We start from the raw sequence: 26,551 nt of genomic DNA on the forward strand, positions 1-26,551 counted from the left end.
CCTGGACGTCGCCCGCGCCCACGACATCCTCCGCACCCGCTACGCCCCCGGCGCCGGCGACCCCTACGCGATCGTGGACGACGAACCGGCCGTCCTCCTGGAAGAGGCGTCGGCCACCTCCGCCGCCGAGGTGACCGCACTGATGGCCGCCGAGCTGGAGCGCGGGTTCGACCTCGAACGCGGCCCGGTGTGGCGGGCGTTGCTGGTGCACGTGCCCGACGGGGCCGACCTGCTGCTGGTGACCGTCCACCACATCGCCTGCGACGCCCGCTCGATGCGGGTTCTGGCCAGGGCGCTCAGCGGCGACCCGGCGGCCCCCCGGCTCGGCTACCCCGACTTCGCCGAATGGCAGCGCCGCACCCTCACCGGGGCTTACCGGGACAGGCTGGTCGCCCACTGGAAGGACCGCCTGGCCGGGCTCACCCCGCTCGACCTCCCCTCCGACCGCCCCCGCCCGCCGATCCGCGACGCGCGCGGCGCCATGCACGCGTTCTCGGTCCCCGCGCTCGGCCTGCTCGACCGGGGCCGCCGGGCCGGAGCGACGGCGTTCATGACGGTACTGGCCGCTTTCGCGGTGTTCCTGACGCGGCACACCGGCCGCACCGACCTGCCGATCGGCGTCCCCGTCGACGGGCGGGACCGGCCGGAGCTCGACGACGTGCTGGGCTTCTTCGTCAACACGCTCGTCCTGCGCGCCGACCTGTCGGGCGACCCCGGCTTCGACGCCCTCCTCACCCGCATCCGGGAGACCGCCCTCGACGCCTTCGCCCACCGCGACCTCCCCTTCGAGCTCCTGGTGGACGAACTGCGCCCCGACCGCGACATGTCCCGCCTCCCGATCACCGACGTCCTGTTCGACCTCCAGACCGGCGACGACGACCCGTGGTCGGGTGACGAGGGGTCCCTGACCGCCTGGCACACCGCCAAGGCCGACCTGACGCTGATGGCCCACCTGTCCAGGAACGGCACCCTGACCTGCCGTTTCGAATACGCCACCGCCCTCTTCGACCCGGCCACGATCACCGCCTTCGCCGACCGCTTCACGTGCCTCGTCACCGCCCTGGCCACCCCCACGGGGAACGCCGACCTGCTTCCGCCGGGTGAGAGCGCGGCCCTGTCGGGCTACGAGTCGGGTGGTCCCAAGGGCGCGCCCGGCACGCTTCACGATCTGGTCGCCGCTCAGGCCGCCGCCACTCCCGGCGCGCTCGCCGTGACCGCGCCGGGTGCCGCCGGGCTCACGTACGGAGAGCTGGAAGAGCGGGCGGCGAAGCTGGCGGCGCGGTTGCGGGCGGCGGGGACCCGGCGGGGTGACGTGGTGGGGGTCTGCCTGGAGCGCGGGCCCGAGCTGGTCGTGGCGCTGCTGGCGGTGCTGAAGGCGGGGGCCGCCTATCTGCCGCTCGACCCCGACGACCCGCGCGAGCGGCTGGCCTGGCTGGTCGCCGACACCGACGCCGCCGCCGTGGTCACCGTGTTCCCCGACCGGCTCCCCTCGGTCGTCCCGCTGCTGGCGCCGACCGGCGAGAGCGGCCCGGAGATCGAGGGGGACCAGGCCGGGCCCGGGGATCTCGCCTACGTCATCTACACCTCCGGGTCGACCGGCACGCCGAAGGGCGTGATGATCGAGCACGCCGGGATCGTCAACCGGATCCGCTGGATGCAGCGCCGCTATGGGCTCCGTGCCGGAGACAGGGTCCTGCAGAAGACCCCGGCCACGTTCGACGTGTCGGTGTGGGAGTTCTTCTGGCCGCTGATCACCGGCGCGACGCTGGTCGCCGCCCCGCCCGGTGCGCACCGCGACCCCCGCGCCCTCGCCGAGGTGATCGCCGGCGAGGGGGTCACGCATCTGCACTTCGTCCCGTCGATGCTGGAGGCGTTCCTCGCCGTCGTCCCGGCCGTCCCGGACTGTGTGCGGGAGGTGTTCGCGAGCGGTGAGGCGCTGACCGCGTCGGCCGCGCGGGCGTTCCACGCCGCCGCACCGCGCGCCCGGCTCCACAACCTGTACGGCCCCACCGAACTCTCCGTCGACGTCACGGCGATCGAGGTTTCCCCAGGTCAGGCCGATCCGGTGCCGATCGGCGCCCCCATCGACGGCATGCGCGTCGTGGTCGTCGACTCCCAGGGCCGCCGCGCCCCCATCGGCGTGCCCGGACATCTGCTGGCGGGCGGCATCGGCACCGCGCGCGGCTACGTCAACCGCCCCGGCCTGACCGCGGACCGCTTCACCCCCGACCCCGACCGGCCCGGCGAGCGGCTCTACCACACGGGGGACCTGGCCCGCTGGACCCGTGACGGCGTCCTGGAATTCCTGGGCCGCGCCGACGACCAGGTCAAACTCCGTGGTGTACGAATCGAGCCCGGCGAGATCGCCGCGGTCGCGACCACGTTGCCGGAGGTGCGCGAGGCCGTGGTGACCGTCGCCGGAGACCGCCTGGTCGGCTACTACGTCCCGACCGGACAGCCGCCCCACGACCACGACATCGTCGCCCACTGCGCCCGGCGGCTGCCCGCCGCGCTCGTCCCGGCCGTCTGGATCGGGCTCGACCGGCTGCCGGTCGGCCGCAACGGCAAGCTCGACCGGTCGGCGCTCCCGGCCCCCGGCCCGGCCGCCGTCGAGGGCGACCGCCCGCCGGAGGGCGTCGCCGAGGAACGCGTCGCCGCCGTCTGGGCCGAGCTGCTCGGTGTCGAACCCGGCGCCCACCAGGACTTCTACGCCCTCGGCGGCCACTCCCTGCTGGCCGTGCGGGTCCAGCACCGCCTGGCCGAGGAGTTCGACGTCGACCTCCCCCTGCGCGCCCTGTTCGAGGCGACCACCGTCGCCACCCTGGCCGAGGCCGTCGAGACCGCCCTGTCCGCCCAGATCGACGACCTCACCGACTCCGAGGTCGACCGCCTCCTCACCGAAGACAGCGGACGGAGCCAGACATGACGCATGACACGGCCGCCGAGAAGCGGCGGGAGCTGCTGCGCCGCCGGCTCGCCGGGGCACGCGGCACATCTGCGAGGCTGCCCCTGGCCGACCGATCGGGCCCGCTGCCGCTGTCGCCCGCGCAACGGCGCCTCTGGTTCCTTGACCGCCTCGAACCGGACGGCGTCGCCTACGTGGTGCCCCTGGTGCTGCGCTTCGCCGACCGGGTGCCCGCCGCCCGGCTGCGGGAGTGCCTGTCGGAACTGGCCGCCCGGCACGAGGCCCTGCGCACCCGGTTCGTCCCCGGCGACGACGAGCCCCGCCAGGTCGTGGACGCGCCGTCGACCGTGAAACTGACCGTGCTCACCGCCGCGCCCGAGGAGGTCGACGGGGTGGTGGCCGACCTCGTGTGGCGCCCATTCGACCTGGCCGGCGGGCCGGTCTGGCGTGCCGCGCTCGTCGAGGTCGAAGGCGGCGGATGCGTGGTGGTGCTGGCCGTCCACCACATCGCCTGTGACGGGATCTCGCTGGAGATCATCTCCCGTGAGCTGCTCGCGTTGCTGGCGGGAGGGGAGCTGCCGCCGCGCCCGCGCGTGCAGTACGCCGACGTCGCCGCCTGGCAGGCGTCCCGCCCGGCGGCGGGCCCGGAACTCGACTACTGGCGGGAGCGCCTGGCCGACCTGTCGCCCCTGGAGGTGCCCACCGACCGCCCCCGCCCCGCCGTGCGCGGCACCGCCGGTGGCATGGCCCTGTTCGGGGTGCCCGCCGAGGTGGCGGAATCGGTGGCGGCGTACGGGCGGAGCCGGGGCGCGACGCCCTACATGACCCTGCTCGCGGCCTGGGCACTGCTGCTCGGCCGCCACGCCGGACGGCTCGACGTCGCCGTCGGCACCCCGGTGGCCGGGCGGAACACCCCCGAGGTGGCCGATGTGGTCGGCTGCTTCGTGAACATGCTGGTCATGCGCCTGGACCTGACCGGGAACCCGACCTTCGGCGACCTGCTCGACCGCGTTCGGCAGACCGCGTTAGGCGCGTTCGCGCATCAGGACGTCCCCTTCGAACGGCTGGCCGCCGACCTCGAACCCGGCCGCGACCTGACCAGGAACCCCCTGTTCCAGCACGTCTTCGCCTACGAGGAGGACCCCGAGGGCGAACCGGCCCCCGTCGAGGTGCTGCCCCTGGCCTCGGTGAGCGCCAAGTTCGACCTCCAGCTCACCTTGCGCAGGCAGTCCGACGGCGCACTCACCGGCGTCGTCGAATACGCCACCGACCTCTTCGACCACCCGACGGCGGAGGCGATGGCCACCCGCCTGACCCGCCTCCTGGCGGCGATCGCCGCCACTCCCTGCGCACGGATCGCCGACCTCCCGATCCTGACCCCCGCCGACCGCGCCACCCTGCTGACCTGGAGCACAGGAGGACCGGAACCGGACGGCCACGCAGTCCCGCCAGAGCCGGACACCGTGCCGACCTCGATCCCGGGGGCGGCCGAATCCGATGACCGCACGCACGACATCGTCGCGCGTTTTGAGCGGCAAGCTCGTTCGCGCCCAAATCGGATCGCCCTGGTCGCGGGGAGCGAGCGCCTCACCTACGCCGGCCTCAACGCACGCGCCGACGCGCTGGCCCACCGGCTGCGGGCCGAGGGCGCGGGGCCCGAGGTCCGGGTGGGGGTCCGGCTCCCGCGCGGCGCCGACCTGGTGACGGCGCTGCTCGCGGTCGCGAAGTCCGGTGCCGCCTACGTCCCCCTCGACCCCGGCCATCCCGAGGCCAGGCTCGCCGGGATCGCCGAGGACGCGGGGATCGTGATCACCCTCGATCTCGTCCGTCCCGAGGTCCGGCTCGCCCGGATGGACGTGAACGCGGGAGCCGTTCTCGATCCCGCCCGTCCCAAGGCCAGGCCCACTCCGATCGCCGGGATCTCGATCACCGTCGAGACCCCCGGAACCGCGCCCGCCACCGAGCCCACGGTGGACCGGCTCGCGTACGTCATCTACACCTCCGGGTCCACCGGGCGCCCCAAGGGGGTCGAGGTCGCCCATCGCAACCTTGGGCGGCTCGTCACCGCCGATCGGGACCGTTTCGGGTTCGGGCCGGACGACGTGTGGGCCATGTGTCACTCCCCCGCGTTCGACTTCTCCGTCTGGGAGATGTGGGGTGCGCTCGCCCACGGCGGGCGGCTCGTCGTGGTGCCGCACGACGTGGCCCGTGACCCCGAGGCGCTGGCCACGCTGGTAGCCGAACAAGGCGTCACTGTGCTCAACCAGACGCCGACCGCCTTCGCCGGGCTCCAGGTCGCGATGCCGGTGCCGCCGCCCGCGCTGCGGATGGTCGTCTTCGGCGGAGAACGCCTCGACGCCGCCACGCTGCCGCACTGGCCGGGCGTCGAGCTGGTCAACATGTACGGGATCACCGAGACCACCGTCCATGTCACCCGACGCGTCGTCACCCCGGCCGACGTGGGCAGCCCGATCGGACGGCCTCTCGACGACATGCGCACCTATGTCGTCGATGTCTTCGGCGACCTCGCCCCACCCGGTGTCATCGGCGAGCTCTACGTCGGCGGCGCCGGTGTCGCGCGTGGCTATCTGGGACGCCCGGCGCTGACGGCCGACCGTTTCACCCCCGATCCGTACACGGCGGGAAAGCGCGTCTACCGCTCCGGGGACCTCGCGCGCTGGACCCCCGACGGCGAGCTGCGGTTCGCCGGGCGGGCCGACCAGCAGGTGAAGATCCGGGGCTACCGGATCGAACCGGGCGAGGTCAGGGCCGCGCTCATCGCCCACCCGGAGGTCGCCGACGCGGCCGTCATCGCCCGTGAGGACACCCCGGGCCATCGCCGCCTGGTCGCCTACGTCGTGTCGGGCACCGATCCGGAGGAACTCCGCGCGCACCTGCGCCACGTGCTCCCGCCCTACATGGTCCCGTCGGCGATCGAGACGGTGGCCGGTCTGCCGCTGACCTCCACCGGCAAGCTCGACATCGCCGCGCTGCCCGCCCCGGGCGCCGCCCGCAGAAGCGCCGCCGAACCGCCCGTCACGGCGACCGAGCGGCGCATGACCACGGTCTGGGAGCGGGTGCTGGGGCAGCGGGTCGTCGGGGTCGGGGACGACTTCTTCGAGCTGGGCGGTGACTCCGTCAGGGCGGTCGCGCTGGTCGGGGCGCTGCGCGCGGAGGGGTTCGACGTCGCGGTCAGGGACGTGTTCGAGGACCGGACCGTCGCCGCGCTGGCGGTCCGCGCCGCCGGGCGCACCGCCGCCGCGCCGCACGTCTCGGTGGCGCCGTTCGCGCTGCTCGAACCGGGTGAGGCAGCGCCAGTCGGGGTCGTCGACGCCTATCCGCTGTCGCGGATCCAGGCCGGCATGGTGTACGAGATGCTCGCCGACGCCGAACGCGGCAGCTACCACAACGTCACGAGCTTCAGCATCACCGACGACGCCCCCCTCGACGAGACCGCGCTCCGTCGGGCCGCCGACCTGCTGGTCGCCCGGCACGAGGTGCTGCGCACGTCGATCGACCTGGCCGGGGCCGACCGGCCGCTCCAGCGGGTGCACGCCACCGCCGTCATGCCCGTCCACGTCGGCTCCCTCAACGGTGACGACGAACTGACCGCGTTCCTCGACGCCGAGCGGGCGACGCCCTTCGACCTGCTGGTGCCGCCGTTGCTGCGGCTGGCGGCCCATCGCACGGGCTCGCGCACGTGGCGGCTGTCGCTGACCGAGTGTCACGCCATCCTCGAAGGCTGGAGCTACCACTCGCTGCTGATGGAGCTGCTCACCCTCTACCGGGCGGTCCGCGACGGGCGGGAGGTGCCCGCCGCCGATCCGCCGCCCGTGCGGTACGCCGACTTCGTCGCGGCCGAGCTGGCCACCGTCGCCGACCCGGAGGCGCGGGACTACTGGCGTGAGGTGGTCGACGGGCACTCGACGCTGGCCCTTCCGGCCGCCTGGCGGGATCCGGAGGGCGGGCGGGCACCGTACAAGATCTCGATTCCGCTCTTCGGGCAGGACGCCGGGCTGCGGCGGCTGGCCTCGGCGGCGGGCGTGCCGTTGAAGAGTGTGCTGCTGGCGGCGCACCTGAAGGTCATGTCGGGGCTGACGCACGAGCGCGCCTTCCACACCGGGCTGGTCTGCGACACCCGGCCCGAGGTGGACGGCGCCGACCGGCTGGCCGGGATGTTCATCAACACCGTCCCGTTCCCGCACGCGCCAAGCGCGGCCGACTGGCGCGGGCTGGTCCGCGAGGTGTTCGCGGCGGAGACCGCGATGTGGCCGCACCGCCGCTTCCCGCTGCCCGAGACGCAACAGCGGTTCGCGGGTGGACGCCAGCTCGTCGAGGTCTACTTCAACTATCTCGACTTCACCGTCGTCGACACCGATCTGGTCGACCTGACGGGCAGCGTCGACGTCAGCCCGAACGAGTTCCCCCTGTCGGTGACCGTCCTGGCCGGGCTGCTAACCCTCACCTCCAGCCCCGACGTGCTCGCCCGCGACCAGGCCGAACGCCTGGCCGCCTGGTATGAGGCCGTTTTGGACGCGATGGCCGCCGACCCCTGCGGCGACGCCTTGGCCTCCTACCTCGCCCCGGGTGAGAAGGAGCGGCTGCTCCAGGGGCCGCCCGAGCTGCCGCGCCCGCCGGTCACCGTGCTGGAGGTGTTCGAGGAGACCGCCCGCCTGCTGCCGGGCGCCGAGGCCGTCACCACCTGGGACGGCCGCTCCCTCACCTACGCCGAACTCGACGCCCGCGCCAACCGGATCGCGCACGCGCTGCGCGCCCACGGCGCCGGACCGGAGACCGTGGTGGGCCTGTGCCTGGAGCGCGGCCCCGACCTGGTGGCCGGGATGCTCGGCGCGTGGAAGGCCGGAGCGGCCTACACGCCGCTGGAGCCCGCCCACCCGGCCGACCGCTGGGGGAACGTGCTGGCCGACGCCGGCGCCCTGGTCACCCTCGCCGATCCCGAGCACGCGACGGCGCTGGCCTCGGTCTTCGAGGGCACCGTGCTGACCGCGAAGACCTGGGAGGACGCGCCGTCGACCCGCCCGCCGGGGGCGCCCGACCTCGAAGGGCTGGCGTACATCATGTACACCTCGGGGTCGACCGGGCGCCCGAAGGGCGTGCTGATCGGGCATCGGGGGCTGGCCAACTACCTGTGGTGGGGTGTCGAGCGGTACGCCGCGCACGGAGTCGGCGGGGCGCCGCTGTTCTCGTCGGTGGCGTTCGACATGGTGGTGCCGAACATCTTCGTGCCGCTGATGCTGGGCCAGCGGGTGCACCTGCTGCCACCCCGCGTGGAGCCGGGCGAGCTGGGCGGGCTACTGGCCGACGGGGGGCCGTACAGCTTCGTGAAGCTCACGCCCGGCCACGTCGAGCTCCTCACCCACCAGCTCGACGCCGACCGGGCCGCCGCGCTGACCGAGCTGCTGGCCATCGGCGCCGACGCCTTCCCGACCGGCATCCTCGACCGCTGGCAGGCCGTCGGCGGCGACACCCGCACCCTCAACGAGTACGGCCCGACGGAGATCTCGGTCGCCAACAGCACCTACGCCATCGACGGCCCGGTCCCGGGCGAGGTCGTCCCGATCGGCGTCCCGATCCCCAACACCACCATGTACGTCCTGGACCGCCAGCTCGAACCGGTCGCGTCCGGCGTGGTGGGCGAGATCTACATCGGCGGCGCGGGCGTCGCCCGGGGCTACCACGCGATGCCGGGCCGGACCGCCGAGCGCTTCGTCCCCGACCCCTACGGCGTTCCCGGCGACCGCCTCTACCGGACGGGCGACCTGGCGTCGGTCCGCGACAACGGCGACGTCGACTTCCTCGGCCGCGCCGACGACCAGATCAAGATCCGCGGCTACCGCATCGAACCGGGCGAGGTCCAGGCCGTGTTGACGGCACACCCGGGCGTGCACGAGGCGATCGTCCTGGCCAGGGACGAACGCCTGGTGGCCTACTGGGTGCCCACCGAGGCCGGGACCGATGAGGTCACGCTGCTCGACTGGTGCCGGGAGCGGTTGCCCGACTATCTCGTCCCGGCGCACGCCATCGCCATCGCGGCCGTTCCGCTGAACTCCAACGGCAAGGTCGACCGCAAGGCGCTTCCCCTTCCGGGATCGGCCGGGGAGCGGGTGTCGGTCGCGCCGCGCACCGAGGTCGAGCGGCGGGTGGCCGAAGTCTGGGCGGGGCTGCTCGGTGCCGAGCCGGGTGTCACCGACGACTTCTTCGCGCTCGGTGGCCATTCGATCATGGTGGTCCGGATGGTCTCCCGGTTGCGGGAGGCGTTCGGGGTCTCGCTGCCGATGCGCGCGGTGTTCGACCGGCCGACCGTCGAGGGCGTCGCCCGCCTGGTCGCCGAGGCCTCCGGGCCGCAGCCGATCCCGGCCACGCCCCGTACCGGACCGGTGTCGCTGTCGGCGGCGCAGCGGCGCCTCTGGATGCTGGACCGGCTGAACCCGGGCAGCCCCGAGTACCTGGTCCCGATGGCGGTCCGGCTGCGCGGCGTCCTCGACCCGGCGAGGGTCCGCGAGGCGTGGGAGCGGCTGGTCGCGCGGCACGAGATCCTCCGCACCCGATACGCCGTCGTCGACGGTGAACCCCGCCAGATCGTCGACCCGGCCGGCCCGATCGACTTCACGGCGACCACCGGATCGGAAGAATCCGCGCTGGCCGTCGCCCGGCAGCCGTTCGATCTGGCCGCCGAATGGCCGATCCGCGTGAGGCTGATCGAGCTCGGCCCCGACGACCACCTGCTGGTCGCGGTCCTGCACCACATCGCGTGCGACGGCTGGTCGACCGGTGTGCTGCAGCGCGAGTTCACCGCCCTCTACCTCGGCGACGACCCCGGCCCGGCCCCGGTCCAGTACGCCGACTACGCCGCCTGGGTCACCGAGGGCCCGCTCGGCTACTGGCGCGAGCACCTGGCGGGGCTGGAACCCCTGCCGCTGGCCACCGACCGGCCCCGGCCCGCCATCCGCGATTGGGCCGGTGACACGGTCACCTTCGCGGTGCCGGACGAGGTCGGCGAACGGCTGAGGGAGATCGCCCGTGCGCACGGCACCACGATGTTCGTCACCACCCTGGCGGCCGCGCAGATGGTGCTGGCCCGCCAGACGGGGGCCCTCGACGTCCCGCTCGGCACCCCCGTGGCCGGGCGGGACCACCCCGACCTCGCCGGGATGGTCGGCTGCACGGTCAACACCCTGCTCATCCGGGGCGACCTGCGCGGCGATCCCGCGTTCACCGATGTGCTGCGCCTGGCGAAGGAGACGGTCGCGGGGGCGCTGGCGCACCAGGACGTCCCGTTCGAGACGCTCGTCGAGGCGCTGTCGCCCGACCGCGACCTGTCGAGGAACCCGCTGTTCGACGTCATGTTCGCCCTCGACCACGTCGACCGCCCGCAGGGGGAGCCGGTCGTCCTGGACGGCGCCGTCGCCAAGTTCGACCTCACCCTGCACCTCGACGACCACGGCGACACCCTGACCGGCCTGCTGGAGTTCGCCACCGCCCTGTTCGACCGCACCACCGCCGAACGCCTGACCGCCCGCTTCCTCCAGGCGCTGGCCGAGATCGCCGCCGACCCGTCGATCCGCCTCTCCCGCCTGGCGATCCCGGTAGCCCCCGCCGGACTCCGGAAGGCCGCGCAGGTCGAGGCCGCCATGTGGGAGACCACGCCGGAGGCCATCGCCGCGCAGGTCGCCGCCGCTCCCGATGCGGTCGCCGTGATCGCTCCTGATGGCACCGCGATCTCGTACAAGGAACTGGATCTGATGGCCCGCCGGGTGGCGGGCCACCTGCGGGCCGAGGGCGCCGGACCCGAAGACGTCGTCGGCGTCTGCCTCGGGCGCGGGCCGCACCTCCTCGCCGCGCTGCTCGGCGTCTGGTACGCCGGGGCCGCCTACCTGCCGCTCGACCCGTCGTGGCCGCCACTGCGCCGGGCCGCGCTGGTCGAGGACATGCGGGTGAGGATCGTGCTCGACGAGCAGGTCGAGGGCCCGGAAATCGAACCGGTGCGTGTCGACCCGGACACCCTCGCCTACGTCATCGCCACCTCCGGCTCCACCGGCCGCCCGAAGGGTGTGGCGGTCTCCCACCGGTCGCTGGCCGCCTACCTGCGCGACGCCGCCCCCCGCTACGACGCCGCGCGAGGTTCCGCAGTCCTCACCTCACCGGCCTACGACCTGGCCGTCACCACCCTGTTCGCCCCGCTGGTGGCGGGCGGCCGGGTCAGGCTGCTCCCCGCCGACCTGGACCTCGCCTCGCTCGGCAGGCTCCTCACCCAGGGCGGCCCCTACGGCTTCGTCAAACTGACCCCGGGCCACCTGGAGGCGCTCCTGGCCTCCCCATCAGGTGACCTGCCCGAGGCAGGACACGTCGTGGTCGGCGGCGAGACCCTCACCTCCGCCCTGGCCGCACGCTGGCCCAAGATCATCAACGAGTACGGCCCCACCGAGGCCACCGTCGCCTGCACCATCCACGCCGCGGGCGCCGAGCAGGGCCCCCGGGTGCCGGTCGGAAAGACGATCGCGGGCGCGTCGGTACGGGTGCTCGACCTCTGGCTCGACCCCTGCGCGCCCGGCACCCCCGGCGAGGTCATGATCGGCGGCCCGGGTGTCGCCCGTGGCTACCACGGCCGCCCGGCGCTGACGGCAGACCGGTTCGTCCCCGATCCCTACGGCCCGCCGGGCTCGCGCATGTACCGGACCGGCGACCTGGGCCGGGTCCTGGACACGGGCGACCTTGACCTGATCGGCCGCACCGACGACCAGGTGAAGATCCGCGGTCACCGCGTGGAACCGGGCGAGGTCGCGGCCACGCTGGCCGAGTCGGTCAAGGACGCCGTGGTGGTCGCCCGCGAAGGCCGGTTGGTCGCTTATGTCGTACCGGCGGAAGAGGGCTTCGACGAGGACGCGCTCATCGGCCGGCTCAGGGAACGGCTGCCCGCCCCGCTCGTGCCCTGGCGGGTGATCCCGGTCGCGGCGATCCCGCTCACCCACGGCGGCAAAACGGACCTGCGCGCACTCCCCGCCCCGGCGGCGGCCGTGACCCGCACGCCACCGGGCACCGCCGCCGAGCGGCTGCTGGCCGGGATCTGGGGCGACCTGCTCGAGACCGCCGAGTTCGGGGTGCACGACGACTTCTTCCGGCTCGGCGGCCACTCGATCCTGGCGGTGCGGCTGCTGGCCCGCGTCCAGGAGGTCTTCGAGGTCGAGCTGGCCTTCCGGACCGTGTTCGAACACCCCTCCGTCGCCGGGCTGGCCCGCGCGGTGGAAGAGGCGATCCGCGCCGAGGTCGCGGGGCTCACCGATGCCGAGGTCGCCGTCGAGGCGCAGCGTCAGAAAGGCAGCACACCATGACCGACGCCGTCCGTGAGGAACTGATCCAGGCCCGGCTGGCGGGCGGCACGACCGGCCGCCGCCAGACGATCCCGCGGGTGCCGCGCGGCGGGCCGCTGCCGTTGTCGTTCGGGCAGCGCCGCCTGTGGGTGCTCGACCGGCTCGACCACGACGGCGCCGAATACCTGGTGCCGACGGTGATGCGGATGCCCGAGTCGCTGGACCCCGAGGTGGTCCGCGCCGCCTGGCAGGCCCTCGCCGACCGGCACGAGGCGCTGCGCACCCGGTACGTGCTGGTCGGCCAGGAGCCGATGCAGGTCGTCGACGAGACGGGCGAGATCGACTTCGAACTCCGCGACCTGTCCGAGGAAGAAGCGCTGGCCTGGTCGGAGGAGGCGTCCCGCACCCCGTTCGCGCTCGACCGCGACTGGCCGGTGCGGGTGCGGCTGGCCCACCTGCGCGAGGGCGGATATCTGCTGGTGATCGTGCTGCACCACATCGCCTGCGACGCCTGGTCCAACGGCGTCCTCGGCGAGGAGTTCGGCCTGCTCTATTCGGCGATCAGCGCGGGGGTGCCCGCGACCCTGCCCGACCTGCCGATCCAATATGCCGACTTCGCCGTCTGGCAGCGTGAGCGCCTCACCGGCGACCTGCGCGAGCAGATCCTCGGCTACTGGCGCGAGCGGCTCGACGGGATCCCCCGGCTGCGGCTGCCGCTCGACCGGCCCCGCCCCGCACTGCGCGGCGGCACGGGCGGCACGGTCCCGTTCCGGGTCGGCGCCGAGACCGCCGAACGGCTGCGCACGCTGGCGAAGGAGCACGACGCCAGTCTCTACATGGTGCTGCTGGCCGCCTTCCAGGGTCTGCTGGGGCGGCACTGCTCGACGCGGGACGTCGTCGTCGGGACGGTGGTGTGCGGGCGGACCCGTCCGGAGGTCGACCACATGGTCGGCTTCATGGTGAACACGCTGGTCGTGCGGACCGGCTGGACCCCGGACGCCGACTTCCACACCCTGGTCGACCTGACCCGCGAGGCGGTGCTGGGGTCGCTCGACAACCAGGACCTGCCCTTCGAGCAGCTCGTCGAGGAGCTCCAGCCGGAGCGCGACCCGTCGCGGATGCCGCTGTTCGACGTCATGTTCGGCTCGCAGACCGACGACTCACTTCGGGTCGGCCTGGACGAACTGGACGCCACCCAGGTCGTCCCCGACTCCCCCGTGGCCAAGTTCGATCTGAGCGGCTACGTGGAGGACGTCGCGGACGGCTCGCTGCTGGGGCGGCTGGAGTTCGCGACCGAGATCTTCGACCGGCCGACGATCGACGCGATGGCCGCCCGGTACGTCCGGCTGCTCGACCTGGTCGCCGCCGACCCCCGGGCGGTCGTGGCGCTGGCCCCGATCTTCGGCCCCGGTGAGGTCTCCACCCTGGAGGTCGCCGCCGACCCGCCCGACCTGCTGGTGCCGGACGCGGTCGTGGCGCAGGCCCGGCAGACCCCGGACGCCACCGCCGTGACCTTTCCTGGCGGGAGGTTGACGTACAAGGAGCTGATCGAACGCGCTGGTCGAGTGGCTCACGCTCTGCGAGTGCTTCACCAGGGCCCGGAGAGCGTCGTCGGGGTCAACCTGGGCCGTCACGAGAACCTGATGCCGGCGCTGCTCGGCTGCTGGCTGGCCGGGGCGGCCTACCTGCCGATGGACCCCGTCTTCCCGGTGGAGCGGCGGCGGCTGATGCTCGCCGACGCGGGCGCGTCGGTGGTGCTCTGCGAACCGGTCACCGACGACCTGTCCGGTACGCCGGGCCTGACGGTCGTGGACGTCCCGAGCCTGGAACCGGGGCTCGTCGAAGAACCGGCCGTCCACGACCCCGACGGGCTCGCCTACGTCATCTACACCTCCGGCTCCACCGGCCGCCCCAAGGGCGTGATGATCAAGCACGACGCGCTGGCCGACTACGTGAGGCACTCCGCCGGATACCACCGGGGCGAGGGCGGGGTGCCGCTGTTCCTGTCGGTCGCCTTCGACATCTCGGTGCCGAGCCTGTGGCCCGCGCTGACCAACGGCAGGCACGTCGCGATGGTCCCCGACGACGTCGACCTCGCCGACCTCGGCCGTGCCCTGACCGCCTGCGGCCCGCACGCCTTCATCGACCTCACCCCCTCCCACCTGGAACTCCTCACCCACCAGCTCAGCCCGGAGGAGGCGTCGAACCTCAGCGGCGCCTACGTGCTCGGCGGCCAGGCCCTCCCCTACGCCCGCGTCCGCGCCTGGCGCGCCCTCGACCCGGACAGCCCGCTCATCAACGAGTACGGCCCCACCGAGGCGACCGTCGGCTGCCTGCGCCAGTACGTCACCGAGCTCGGCCCCGACACCGAGACCGTCCCGATCGGCATCCCCCTTCCTGGCGTGACCGCGTCGGTCGTCGACGAGGAACTGCGGCCGGTCCCGCCGGGGGTCGAAGGCGAACTGGTCATCGCGGGCCCCCACCTGGCCCGTGGGTACCTGGGCCGACCCGGCCTGACGGCCGAACGGTTCGTGCCCGCCCCCGGCGGTGGCCGCCTCTACCGGACCGGTGACCTGGTCGCCCTGGTCGGCGGTGTGATGGAGTTCCGGGGCCGGGTCGACGACCAGGTCAAGATCCGCGGCCACCGCATCGAGCCCGGCGAGATCGCCGCCGTGCTGCGGGAACATCCGCTGGTCAGGGACGCCGTCGTGGTCGCCCGCGACCAGCGCCTGCACGCCTACGCCACCGGCGAGGCCACCTTCGACGACCTGCTCGCGCACTGCCGCGCGAGGCTGCCCGAATACATGGTCCCGTCGGCGTTCGTCGCCGTGGACACCATCCCGCTCACCCCGCACGGCAAGGTCGACACCGCCAAACTGCCCGTCCCCGACCCGTCGGCCGGCCCGACGTCACGCGCACCGGAGACCGAGACCGAGCAGGTCGTCGCCGACCTGTGGGCGGAGGTCCTCGGCGGCGGCGAACCGGGCGCCCACGACGACTTCTTCGCCTCCGGCGGCGACTCGATCAGCGCCATCCGCATGATCGGCAGCCTCCGCGACGCCTTCGAGATCGACCTGCCGTTCCGCGTCTTCTTCGCCGGCCCCACGGTCGCCGCGCTCGCGGTGGAGGTCGAGGAGGCCGTACGGGCCGAGATCGAGCGCATGACCCACGACGAGCTGCACGCCGAACTCGCCCGCGAGGAACTCTGATGACCGTCGACGCGGACCTGCGCGAGGAGCTGATCCGGCGGCGGCTGGCCGGCACCCGGCGCCGCCGCCAGGGCATCCCCCCGGCCGACCGGTCGGCGCCGCTGCCGCTGTCGTTCGGCCAGCGGCGGCTGTGGCTGCTGCACCTGTTCGACCCGTCGAGCCCCGAATACCTGGTGCCGATGGCGATGCGCCTGCGCGGCGACCTGTCGCCGGCCGCAGTGGTGAGGGCATGGGAGGCGATGGTCGCCCGCCACGAGGTCCTGCGCACCCGCTACGTCGACGACACCCAGGTCATCGACCCTCCGGGACCGCTGGAGGTCCGCGAGACCGACCTGTCGGCCCTGCCGGAGGACGAGCGGCTGCCCGCCGCGATGGAGATCTTCGAACGCGAGGCCGCGACCCCGTTCGCGTTGGACCGCGACTGGCCCTTGCGGGTCTGGCTGGTGACCCTGGGCGAGAACGACCACGTGATGATCACCGTCTACCACCACATCGCCTTCGACGGCTGGTCGCTGGGCGTCATCGACGCGGAGTGGCCCGCCCTGTATCTGGGCTTCGCCCTGGGCGAGCCCGACCCGGCTTCGGGGTTGCCCGAGCTGCCGGTCCAATACGCCGACTACGCCGCCTGGCAGCGCGACCGCCTCGCCGCGGGCGGCGCGCTCGACCGCGAGCTGACCTACTGGCACGAGCGCCTGGCCGGACTTCGCCCCCTGGACCTCCCCACCGACCGCCCCCGACCGGCGGTGCGCGACTGGGCCGGAGCGAAGATCGAGTTCACGGTGCCGCCGTGGCTGGCCGAACGCCTCCGGAAGGTCGGCCGCGACCATCAGGCGACGCTGTTCATGGTCCTGCTGACCGCCTTCCAGACGTTGCTGTCGCGGCTGACCGGCCAGCGGGACATCGCCATCGGCACCCCCGTCGCCGGACGCACCCGCCCCGAACTCGCCCGCGTCATCGGCTTCACCGTGAACACCCTGGTGATCAGGGCGACGTGGCACGGCGACCCCGCCTTCACCGAGGTGCTGGGCGACACCCGCTCCGCCGTCCTGGACGCCCTCGACCACCAGGAAGTCCCGTTCGAGCGCCTGGTCGACGACCTGGAGCCCGGCCGCGACATGTCCCGTCACCCGCTGTTCCAGGTGATGTTCGGCCTGCACAACGAGGAGTCCGGCGCAGGCGACTACGGCATCCTGACCGCCGAGACCCTGCTGACCGAGAGCGCGGTCGCCAAGTTCGACCTCAACCTCCACTTCGAGGAGACCGCCTCGGGGGGCCTGTCGGGCGTCCTCGACTACGCGACAGCCCTGTTCGACCACACGACAGCCGAACGCCTGGTCTCTTCGCTGACCCGAATCCTCACCGAGGTCGCCGCCGACCCGGCCCGGCCGGTCTCCGTCGTCACCCACACCGCCGTGCCGGTCCCGGCCCCTTCGGAGGTGCGGGACCTGACTTCGGTCCCGTCCCGAATCCTTCTGTACGCCACCACGCACCCAGAGGCGATCGCGGTCACCGCCGGGGGCGTCTCCCTGAGCTACGGCGACCTGGTTGAGCAGGCCGAGAGCGTGGCGGCCCGACTGCGCTCGGCGGGGATCGGTCCGGAGGACCGGGTGGCGGTATGCCTCCCCCGAGGACCGTTACTCGTTCCGGCGCTGTTGGGAGTGTGGCGAGCTGGCGCCGCCTACGTCCCGCTGGACCCGACGCACCCCGACGCCCGCCTGCACGCGATCGTCGCCGACGCGAGCACCCGCCTCGTGATCACCGACACGGATCTTGCCACCCGTTTCCCGGGCCACCCCGTGCTCGACATCATGGATCCGGAACCGGCTCCCCGTTTTCCGGATCTTTCCGGGCCGGATCTCGACTCGGCCGCCTACGTGATCTACACCTCCGGATCGACAGGGGCGCCCAAGGGTGTCGTGGTCACGCATCGGAACGTGGCCCGGCTGCTCGCCGTCACCGAGGGCCCGTTCGGGTTCACCTCGGAAGACGTGTGGTCGTGCTGTCACTCGGCCGCGTTCGACTTCTCGGTGTGGGAGGTCTGGGGTGCGCTGGCGACCGGTGGGCGGGTCGTCGTGGTGCCCTCCGACGTGGCGCGGCTCCCCGACGAACTGCTGGACCTGCTGGGGTCGGAGCGGGTGACCGTGCTCAACCAGACACCGTCGGCGTTCGGCGGGCTCGTCGCGGCGGCCGGGCGGGACGACCCCCGGCTCATCGGCCTGGCGCTCCGCCTGGTCGTCTTCGGCGGCGAACGGCTCGGCACCGCCGCCCTCGCGCCGTGGTTCGCCCGGTTCGGGACCGGCGGCCCCCGGCTGGTCAACATGTACGGCATCACCGAGACGACCGTCCACGTCACCGCCTGCGACGTCACCGGCACCGAGGAGGGCGCGGGCAGCCGGATCGGCCTTCCCCTGGACGACCTGAGCGCGGTCGTCATCGACGCCTACGGTGACCCCGGCGCCCCCGGCGTCGCCGGTGACCTGCACGTCGGCGGCGCGGGCGTCGCCCGTGGCTACCTCGGCCGCCCGGCCCTGACCGCCGAACGGTTCGTCCCCGACCCGCACGGCCCGCCGGGCTCCCGCCGCTACCGATCGGGCGACCGCGCCCGCCACCGCGCCGACGGGATGCTGGAGTTCCTGGGCCGGGTCGACGACCAGCTCGCCCTGCGCGGCCACCGCATCGAACCGGGCGAGGTGGAGGCGGCCCTGACCCGCCACCCGTCGGTCGCGGGAGCCGCCGTGCTGGTCCACGACGCCCGGCTGGTCGCCTACGTGGTCCTGCGATCCGACGCCGTCGACCTGCGCGACCATTGCGCGCGGACTCTTCCGTCGTACATGGTCCCGGCGCTGTTCGTCACCGTGCCCGACCTGCCGCTCACCCCGAACGGCAAGGTCGACCGCCGCGCCCTCCCCGCACCGGAGCCGCCGGAGGTCGCCGAAGCGGGCGCCCCTCGCACACGGACCGAGGCCCTGATGCTGGCCGCCTGGACCCGGGCCGTCGGACGCGGCGGCGTCGACGAAGACTTCTTCGAGGCCGGTGGCGACTCCCTGCGCGCGGTCGCCCTCATCGGCGAGCTGCGCGCCGCCGGATTCGACGTGGCCGTCCGGGACCTGTTCGAACGCCGCACCGTCGCCCGCCTCGCCGCCTTGGCCGACGAACGCCCCGCCGCCGAGCAGCCATCACCCGTCGAGCCCTTCGCCCTGATCTCCCCCGACGACAAGGCCCGCCTGCCGGAGGGCGTCACCGACGCCTATCCGCTGTCGCAGATCCAGGCCGGCATGGTCTACCAGTCGCTCCTCCACCCGGACCGGCGCCACTACCACGACGTGATCGGCTTCTCCGTCCAGGGCGCCTTCGACGAGACGGCCCTGCGCGCTGCGGCCGAGACGGCGACGCGACGCCACGAGAACCTCCGCACCTCGGTCCACCTGGCCGGATATTCGACCCCGCTCCAGCTCGTGCACGCGACCGCGACCCTCCCGATCGAGGTGGAGGACCTGCGCGACCTGCCCCCGGAGGCCCGCGCGTCCGCCGTCGAGACCCGCCTGTCGCGGGAACGCGCGACCGACGTCGAGTTGCCGGCGGCGCCGCTGATGCGCCTGACGGTCCAGATCGAGTCCGACGACCGCTGGCGGCTGTGGATGACCCTCCACCACGTCATCGTCGAAGGCTGGAGCCACCATGCGTTGCTGATGGAGTTGGTGACGGGCGACCCGCCGGGCGACGAGGAGGCCGTCACGGTCCGGCACGCGGACTTCGTCGCCGCCGAGCTGGCCGCCCTCGACTCGCCCGACGACCAGGCCCACTGGGCCGGTGTCCTGGCGCGGCACCACCGCTGGGACATCCCCGACGCCTGGGGCGACCCGACGGCCGGCGACGAGGTCGACCAGGTGCACGTCGACCTGCTCGACGCCTACGAGGGCCTGCTCCGCCTGGCCGCCACCGCACAGGTGCCGCTGAAGAGCGTCATGCTCGCGGCCCACCTCAGGGTCCTGGCCGCCTGCACCCCCGACACCGCCTTCCACACGGGCCTGCTGGTCGACGCCCGCCCCGAGGTGGCCGGAGCGGACCGCGTCCACGGCATGTTCCTGAACATGGTCCCCTTCCCGTTCACACTGCGGGCCGGGACCTGGCGGGATCTGGTACGCGAGGTCTTCGCCACCGAGGTGACTCTGTGGCCGCACCGGCGCTTCCCGCTGCCGGAGATGTCCCGCCGCTGGGGCGACGGCCGGGACCTGCTCCCGGCGTTCTTCAACTACCTCGACTTCCACATGGTCGACGCGGAGGTCGTCGACCTGGGCGAGAGCGTCGGCGAGGTCCCCAACGAGTTCCCTTTGATGGTCACCACCTCCAACGGCGTCCTCACCCTCACCACCCACCGCCGCGCCCTGACCCCTCACCACGCCACCCGCCTGGCCGCCGCCTACCGAACCGTCATCACCGCCATGGCCACCGACCCCGAAGGCGACCCCCTGGCCCCCTGCTTCCCACCCGAGGCAGCAGGCGCCATCGCAGCAAAGGCGGAGGCGCTGCCCACTGAGAGCACCCCGTCGAGCGGGCACGCTTCAAGGCTCAGCGCTAGCACTGCCCGAGTGCCGCAGACCTCCGGCGCCGTGATGGTCCCGGGCGTGGAGGAAGAAAGTGTTCGGAGCACCCTGCCGGACTGGCGGGGCTCGGTGCCCGCGTCGATCGCGATACAGGTGCTCCGGACCCCCGATGCCGTGGCGGTCTCGGTCGCAGAGGGAGGGGCCGAGGCCGTCACCTACGCACAACTACATGAGCGGGCGCGGCATGTGGCGGGGTTGCTCGCGGCGGCGGGTGCGGGGCCCGAGAAGGTCGTCGGCGTGCGGCTCGGGCGTGGGCCGGACCTCGTGGCCGCGCTCCTCGGCGTCTGGTACGCCGGAGCCGCTTACCTCCCTATCGACCCCGCTTGGCCTGCCCGGCGAGTCGCGGGTGTCCTGGCCGATGCGGGGGCCGTCGCCGTTCTCGGCGATCTCCCTGCTTCGGAGGGCGCGCTGGTGTTTCCCGTGTCGGCATGGCGCGAGGCGGGGCCGGTCGATCCGGTGGAGGTCGAGCCCGGGACGCTCGCTTATGTGATCTTCACTTCGGGGTCCACCGGGCGGCCGAAGGGGGTGGAGGTCAGTCACCGCAACCTATGGGGATATATCCGGACAGCGGCGGCTCGGGGGTCGGCTCCGCTGATCTCCTCGCCCGCCTATGACATGGCGGTTACGTCGCTCTTCGTTCCGCTGGTCGCGGGTGAGCGTGTTCATATCCTCCCCGACCGACCCGAGGACCTCGGCAAGCTTCTCGCCGACGGGGCGCCCTACGGGTTCGTCAAGCTCACCCCCTCTCACCTGGAGATCCTCGCCACCACCTCGCACGAGCCCACGACATGGCTGGTCGGTGGCGAGACCCTCACCACCTCGTTGGCCCGACGCTGGCTGGCCGCCTCCCCCGGATCGGTGATCGTCAACGAATACGGCCCCACCGAGGCCACCGTCGCCTGCGCCGTCCACACCGCCGCCGCTCCCGCCGAACTGGGGGGCGGAGAGCGGGTGCCGATCGGGCGGCCGATGCAGGGTGCCACGGTTCGCGTGGTCGACCAGTGGTTCCACGCCACGCCTCAGGGCGTTCCGGGTGAGGTCGTCATCGGGGGTGCCGGGGTCGCAAGGGGGTATCGGGGGCGGGCAGCCCTGACCGCCGAACGCTTTGTCCCGGACCCGGATGGGCCACCCGGATCCCGGATGTACCGGACAGGTGACCTCGGGCGCGTTCTGGAATCGGGCGACCTCGACCTCATCGGGCGCACCGACGACCAGGTGAAGATCCGGGGCCACCGAGTGGAACCCGGCGAGACCGCCGCGCTCCTGGCGACCCACCCTGCGGTCCGGGCCGCCGTGGCCATTCCCGTGGACGGGCACCTCGTGGCCTATGCGGTGTCTGCCGAACTGGCTCCGGCACCGAGGTCGCCAGAAGGGTGGGCGGGAGCCGTAAAAGAACCCGCTTCTGACCAGACATCGCACCCTGCACGGATCGCCGGAGCAGACGATGAGCGACCTGCACCCGCCTCAACCACCAGGGACGAACGGCGCATAGGGCGTGAAGAGGACACCACGCCGGGAGAAGCTCAGGAGGAGGATCTGCTCGCCTGGTTGCGGGAACGGCTGCCCGCGCCGCAGGTTCCCTGGCGGATCGTCATGATCGACGCCATTCCCGTCACGTCCGGCGGGAAGCTCGACCGGGCCGCTCTGCCCTCTCCCACGCCGCTGACCCGGACCCACGCCGTTTCGCCGGAGACTCCCACCGAGCAAGCCCTCGCCGCGATCTGGCAGGCGATCTTCAAGCGGGACATCGGCGCCGAAGACGACTTCTTCGACCTGGGCGGCCACTCCCTCCTGATGCTCCGCGCGGTAGGCCTGGCCACCGAGCAGGGCATCCCACTACGCGCCGCCGACATCCTTGAGCTCCGCACTCTGCGCGCCATCGCCGCCCGCATCGCCGCCCCCACCACCGACAGCCCGCTGTTCCCCCTCACCACCGGCGAAGGCGCCCCCCTGATCACGGTCCACCCGGCCGGCGGAAGCTCCCACTGGTACCTGCCGCTCGCCGAGCGGCTCACGGCCCCGGTGGCGGCATTCGCCGTGCCCGACCTGGACACGGCCGCCGATATCGCCGCCCTCGCCGACCACTACCTGCGCCACCTCCCCGCAGGGAAGCCCCACCTGTTCGCCTGGTCCTCCGGCAGCGTCATCGCCTGGGAGCTCGCCCGCCGCCTCATCGCCCAGGGCCGACCCCCCAGGCTCACCCTCGCCGACCCGATGACCGACCTCCCCGGCAGCGACGTCGGCGCCGCCACGTTCGACGAGCTGGAACACCTGCTCGCCCACCCCGGCACCAACCGCCTCGCCCGCGGCCTCACCGGCTACCGCGCCCAGCGCCTGCTCAACGATCTCGGCATCGCCGCCCGGCGCGACGACCTGACCTCGCTCACCGACGAGATCCGCCTCTGGCGCACCCTCGACGCCGCCACCGCCGCCTACCGCTTCACCCCACTCCCGCTCCGCGTCACGCTGATCGCCAGTGACGACGCCGCGAGCGGACAGCACAGCGTCACCGGACACCTGCCCTACCCCGACTATCTCGCCCGCTGGCGTGAGCTCGCGCTCGGCGGGCTCGCCGTCAGCCGCCTCGGGAGCAGCCACCGAGGGCTGTTCCACCCGCCCTACGTCGACACGCTCGCCCGCATCACCAGTGAGGTGACCCATGACGACCACTGACGCCGCACTGGCGACCCGGCCGCGCAACCTGCTCACCCTGGGCGACCTGCCCGCCCCCGACCTCGACCACCTCGTCACCCGCGCCCGCACGATGGCCGAGCGCCTCGCGGCGCGCGACCCGGACCTCACCGACACGCTGCGCGGGCGCGTCGCGGGGATCTACTTCACCCGCACCTCCACCCGCACCCGGACCGCCTTCTCCAGCGCGGCCCTGCGGCTCGGCGCCGGGCTCATCTCCTATGGACCCGGCGACCTCCAGGTCAACACCGGTGAGACCCTTGAGGACACCGGGCGGGTCCTGAGCGGGATGCTCGACCTGCTCGTCGTGCGCACCGCCGGGCCCGTCGCCGACATGGCCGCGCTCGCCCACCCGGGCATGGCCGTGGTCAACGCCATGAGCGCGGAGGAACACCCCACCCAGGCGCTCGCCGACCTCACCACGCTCCACGCCCACTTCGGCGGCGTCGCCGGATTGAGGGTGCTTTACGTCGGCGAGGGCAACAACACCGCCACCGCGCTCGCGCTGGCCCTGACCCGCTACCCGGGCGCCGAGCTCCACCTGCGCACCCCGCCCGGCTACGGCCTCCCGGCCGACACCGCGCAGGTCGCCGCCATCCAGGCCGCCGACACCGGCGCGATCCTCACCGAACGCCACGACATGGACGACCTCCCCGCCGACGTCGACGTCGTCTACACCACCCGCTGGCAGACCACCGGCACCACCAAACCCGACCCCGACTGGCGGCGGATCTTCGCCCCTTTCCGGGTCGACGAGCACCTCATGGCCCGCTACCCGGACGCCGTCTTCCTGCACGACCTGCCCGCCCACCGCGGCGAAGAGGTCACCGCCGACGTCCTCGACGGGCCGCGCAGCCTCGCCTTCACCCAGGCCCACCACAAGCTCCACAGCGCGATGGCCGTGCTCGAATGGGCGGGCGGCGCATGGTGACCACCCCCGGACTCCACCTCGACCAGAAGGTCACCATCCGCGGCGAACGGCTCCTCGCCGACATCACCCGCCTCGCGGCCATCGGCGGACGCCTCGACGGCGGCGTCGACCGGGTCGCCGGGTCGGCCGCCGACCACGCCGCCCGCGACTGGCTCGGCGCCCGCATCGCCGAGGCGGGGTGCGTCACCTGGCGCGACCCCACCGGCAACATCTTCGGCCGCGCCCCCGGCGCGGCGCCCCACGAGCGCCTCCTCGCCGGGTCGCACACCGACACCGTCCCCGGCGGGGGCAGGCTCGACGGCGCCTACGGCGTGCTCGCCGCGCTCGAAACGCTGCGCACCCTGCACGAACACGGCCACCCGGCCGCCCGGAGCCTCGACATCGTCAGTTTCTGGGACGAAGAGGGCGCCGCCCCCACCTCCACCGGCGGCCTCACGGGCTCCACCGCCTTCTGCGCCGGAGACGACGTCACCCGCGTCGCCGCCTTCCTCGAACCCCACATCGAGCAGGGCCCCCGGATGGAAGCGGCCGGAATCGACCTCGCCGTCGTGGACGGCATCGTCGGCATCGACCGCCACACCGTCACCCTCACCGGCGAGACCAACCACGCCGGCACCACCCCCACCGACCGGCGCGCCGACGCGGGCCGGGCCGCCGCCCGCACGCTCCTGGCCGCCCGTGACATCGCCGCCGGCACCGACCCGGGCATGGTCGCCAACGTCGGCTGCGTCGACGTCCAACCGGGCGCGCCCAACGTCGTGCCTGGTCAGGCCCGTCTCGTCGTCGAGTTCCGCGCCGCCACCCGGGCCGCCCTCGACCACGCCGCCGCGCAGCTGTCGGCGTGCGCCGACGACGCCGCCCGCGCCGAACGCTGCACGGCCACCGTCACCCCGCTGTCCAGCAAACCGGAAGCCCGCTTCGACCCCGGCCTGCGCGAACTCCTCGCCGGGGTGTGCGCGGCACTCGGAGCCCCGACCACGCATCTGATGAGTTTCGCCGGGCACGACGCCGGCGTCCTGAGCAGGCACGTCCCCACCGCCATGCTCTTCGTCCCCAGCACCGCGGGCATCAGCCACGCCCCGGCCGAGCACACCCCCGACCGTCAGCTCGTGCTCGGCTGCCAAGCCCTGCTCGACACGGTGATCGCTTGGCACACCACGAGAGGAGAACGGCAATGACCGCCGTACGGGTCAGAGGACTACAGAAGCGCTACGGCAAGACCATCGCAGTGGACGGCATCGACCTCGACATCCAGCGAGGCGAGGTGTTCGGCCTGCTCGGCCCCAACGGAGCCGGCAAGACCACCACCGTCGAGATCCTCGAGGGCTACCGGGACCGCGACGGCGGCGAGGTCGACGTCCTCGGCGCCGACCCCGGCCGCGCCCCCAACTCCTGGCGCGACCGCATCGGCGTCGTCTGGCAGAGCACCGCCGACGCCCCCGAACTCAGCGTCGCCGAGATCACCCGCAACTTCGCCACCTACTACCAGCACCCCCGCGACCCCGAGCAGGTCATCGACCAGGTCGGCCTCACCGAACACGCCGGCAAGAAGGTCTACCACCTGTCCGGCGGCCAGCGCCGCCGCCTCGACGTCGCCCTCGGCATCATCGGCGACCCCGAACTCCTCTTCCTGGACGAACCCACCACCGGCCTCGACCCGGAGGCCCGCCGCAAGTTCGCCGACCTCATTCTCGGCCTCGCCCACGACGGCACCACCATCCTGCTGACCAGCCACTATCTCGACGAGGTCGAGACCCTCGCCGACCGCATCGCCGTCATCGCGCGCGGCACCATCGTCGCCGAAGGCACCCCCAAGACCCTCGGCGGCCGGGCCACCGCCGTCAGCACCGTCCAGTGGATCGGCGAAGACGGCCCCCAGTCCCTCGAAACCGCCACCCCCGCCCAGGCGATCGCCGACCTCTACGGCACCCACGGCGAGATCCCCGGGCTCACCGTCACCCGCCCCACCCTCGAAGACGTCTACCTCCAACTGATCGGAGCCGAGAATGAGTGAGCCCGCCACCCTCACCGCGGCAGAGCCGTCGAGCAGCCGCCCACCCGCACGGCTCCCCCGCATGGAACCGGCCCGAGCCGTCCGCCTCGGCCTCGGCCGCGCCGTCCTCGAGACCAAGATGTTCTTCCGCGAACGCGACCAGATCGCCTTCGTCTTCTCCATCGCCGTCGTGATGCTCATCATCCTGGGCTCGATCTTCACGACCCGCTACAACGGCCTGAACGTCACCGTCTCGCAGGTGTACGCGGCGGGTCTCATCGGCACGGGCATCATGGCCGTCAGCTTCCAGAACCTCGGCATCGCCATCGCGGTCGAGCGGGACCTGGGCGGGTTACGGCGCCTGGCCGCCACCCCGATGCCGCCGAGCGCCTACTTCATCGGCAAGGTCGGCAGCGTCTTCGTCGTGGCGGTCATCCAGATCGCCATCCTGCTCGCCATCGGCGTCGCCTTCTACGACCTCCAGCTGCCGTCGACCGTCGGGACCTGGTTCACCTTCACGTGGGTGTTCGTCATGGGCCTGGCGGCGATGACCATGCTGGGCATCGCCGCCAGCAGCGTCCCCCGGTCGGCGCGCAGCGCGACCGCGGTGATCACCCTGCCGTTCGTGGTGCTCCAGTTCATCTCGGGGACCTTCATCCCGCACACCGACGTGCCCGACTGGCTGCTGAACGTGTCCGCGGTCTTCCCGCTGAAGTGGCTCTGCCAGGGGATGCGGTCGGTGTTCCTCGGGCCCGAGGCCGCCGTCCTCGAAGTGGCGGGGAGCTATGAGCTGGGGAAGGTCGCGCTGGTCCTGGCGGCCTGGATGATCGGCGGCCTGGTGCTGTGCCTGCTGACCTTCCGCTGGCGCGACAACCGCACGAAGTGACGT

8 protein-coding genes (1 of these 8 only partly in view) are annotated in these 26,551 nt (G+C 73.1%); all 8 read left to right on the forward strand.

The annotated features are described in order from the left end of the window. Tightly spaced (each overlapping or abutting the next), the 8 genes in view from ACYQ78_RS10630 to ACYQ78_RS10665 form a layout consistent with a single transcriptional unit that may run on beyond the window. A protein-coding gene (locus ACYQ78_RS10630; protein WP_459800596.1) for an amino acid adenylation domain-containing protein crosses the window boundary here: on the forward strand, window positions 1-2,926 show its end. 3,404 nt of this gene lie to the left of the window's left edge; 2,926 of the gene's 6,330 nt are visible here — the last part of the coding sequence; the start codon falls outside the window, past its left edge; it ends in the stop codon at window positions 2,924-2,926. After that, entirely contained in the window at window positions 2,923-12,255 is a 9,333-nt protein-coding gene (locus ACYQ78_RS10635; protein ID WP_459800597.1) for an amino acid adenylation domain-containing protein, read from the forward strand. The genes ACYQ78_RS10630 and ACYQ78_RS10635 overlap by 4 nt, the downstream gene beginning before the upstream one ends. Further along, window positions 12,252-15,443 (forward strand): non-ribosomal peptide synthetase, encoded by a 3,192-nt coding sequence (locus tag ACYQ78_RS10640; RefSeq protein WP_459800598.1) that lies wholly within the window; start codon window positions 12,252-12,254, stop codon window positions 15,441-15,443. Before ACYQ78_RS10635 ends, ACYQ78_RS10640 begins: the two co-directional genes overlap by 4 nt. After that, window positions 15,443-22,720 (forward strand): amino acid adenylation domain-containing protein, encoded by a 7,278-nt coding sequence (locus ACYQ78_RS10645; RefSeq protein ID WP_459800599.1) that lies wholly within the window; start codon window positions 15,443-15,445, stop codon window positions 22,718-22,720. Before ACYQ78_RS10640 ends, ACYQ78_RS10645 begins: the two co-directional genes overlap by 1 nt. Continuing rightward, window positions 22,707-23,669, forward strand: coding sequence for an ornithine carbamoyltransferase (locus ACYQ78_RS10650; protein ID WP_459800600.1), 963 nt, complete (start codon window positions 22,707-22,709; stop codon window positions 23,667-23,669). The genes ACYQ78_RS10645 and ACYQ78_RS10650 overlap by 14 nt, the downstream gene beginning before the upstream one ends. Continuing rightward, the gene (locus ACYQ78_RS10655) at window positions 23,663-24,847 is read left to right on the forward strand and encodes a M20/M25/M40 family metallo-hydrolase (RefSeq protein WP_459800601.1); all 1,185 of its coding nucleotides are present in this window, start codon (window positions 23,663-23,665) and stop codon (window positions 24,845-24,847) included. The genes ACYQ78_RS10650 and ACYQ78_RS10655 overlap by 7 nt, the downstream gene beginning before the upstream one ends. After that, window positions 24,844-25,683: an ABC transporter ATP-binding protein gene (locus tag ACYQ78_RS10660; protein WP_459800602.1), complete on the forward strand. Its 840-nt coding sequence runs from the start codon at window positions 24,844-24,846 to the stop codon at window positions 25,681-25,683. The genes ACYQ78_RS10655 and ACYQ78_RS10660 overlap by 4 nt, the downstream gene beginning before the upstream one ends. Then, entirely contained in the window at window positions 25,676-26,548 is an 873-nt protein-coding gene (locus ACYQ78_RS10665; protein ID WP_459800603.1) for an ABC transporter permease, read from the forward strand. Before ACYQ78_RS10660 ends, ACYQ78_RS10665 begins: the two co-directional genes overlap by 8 nt. Window positions 26,549-26,551 lie beyond the last annotated feature (3 nt).

The organism is Herbidospora sp. RD11066, from assembly GCF_054661255.1.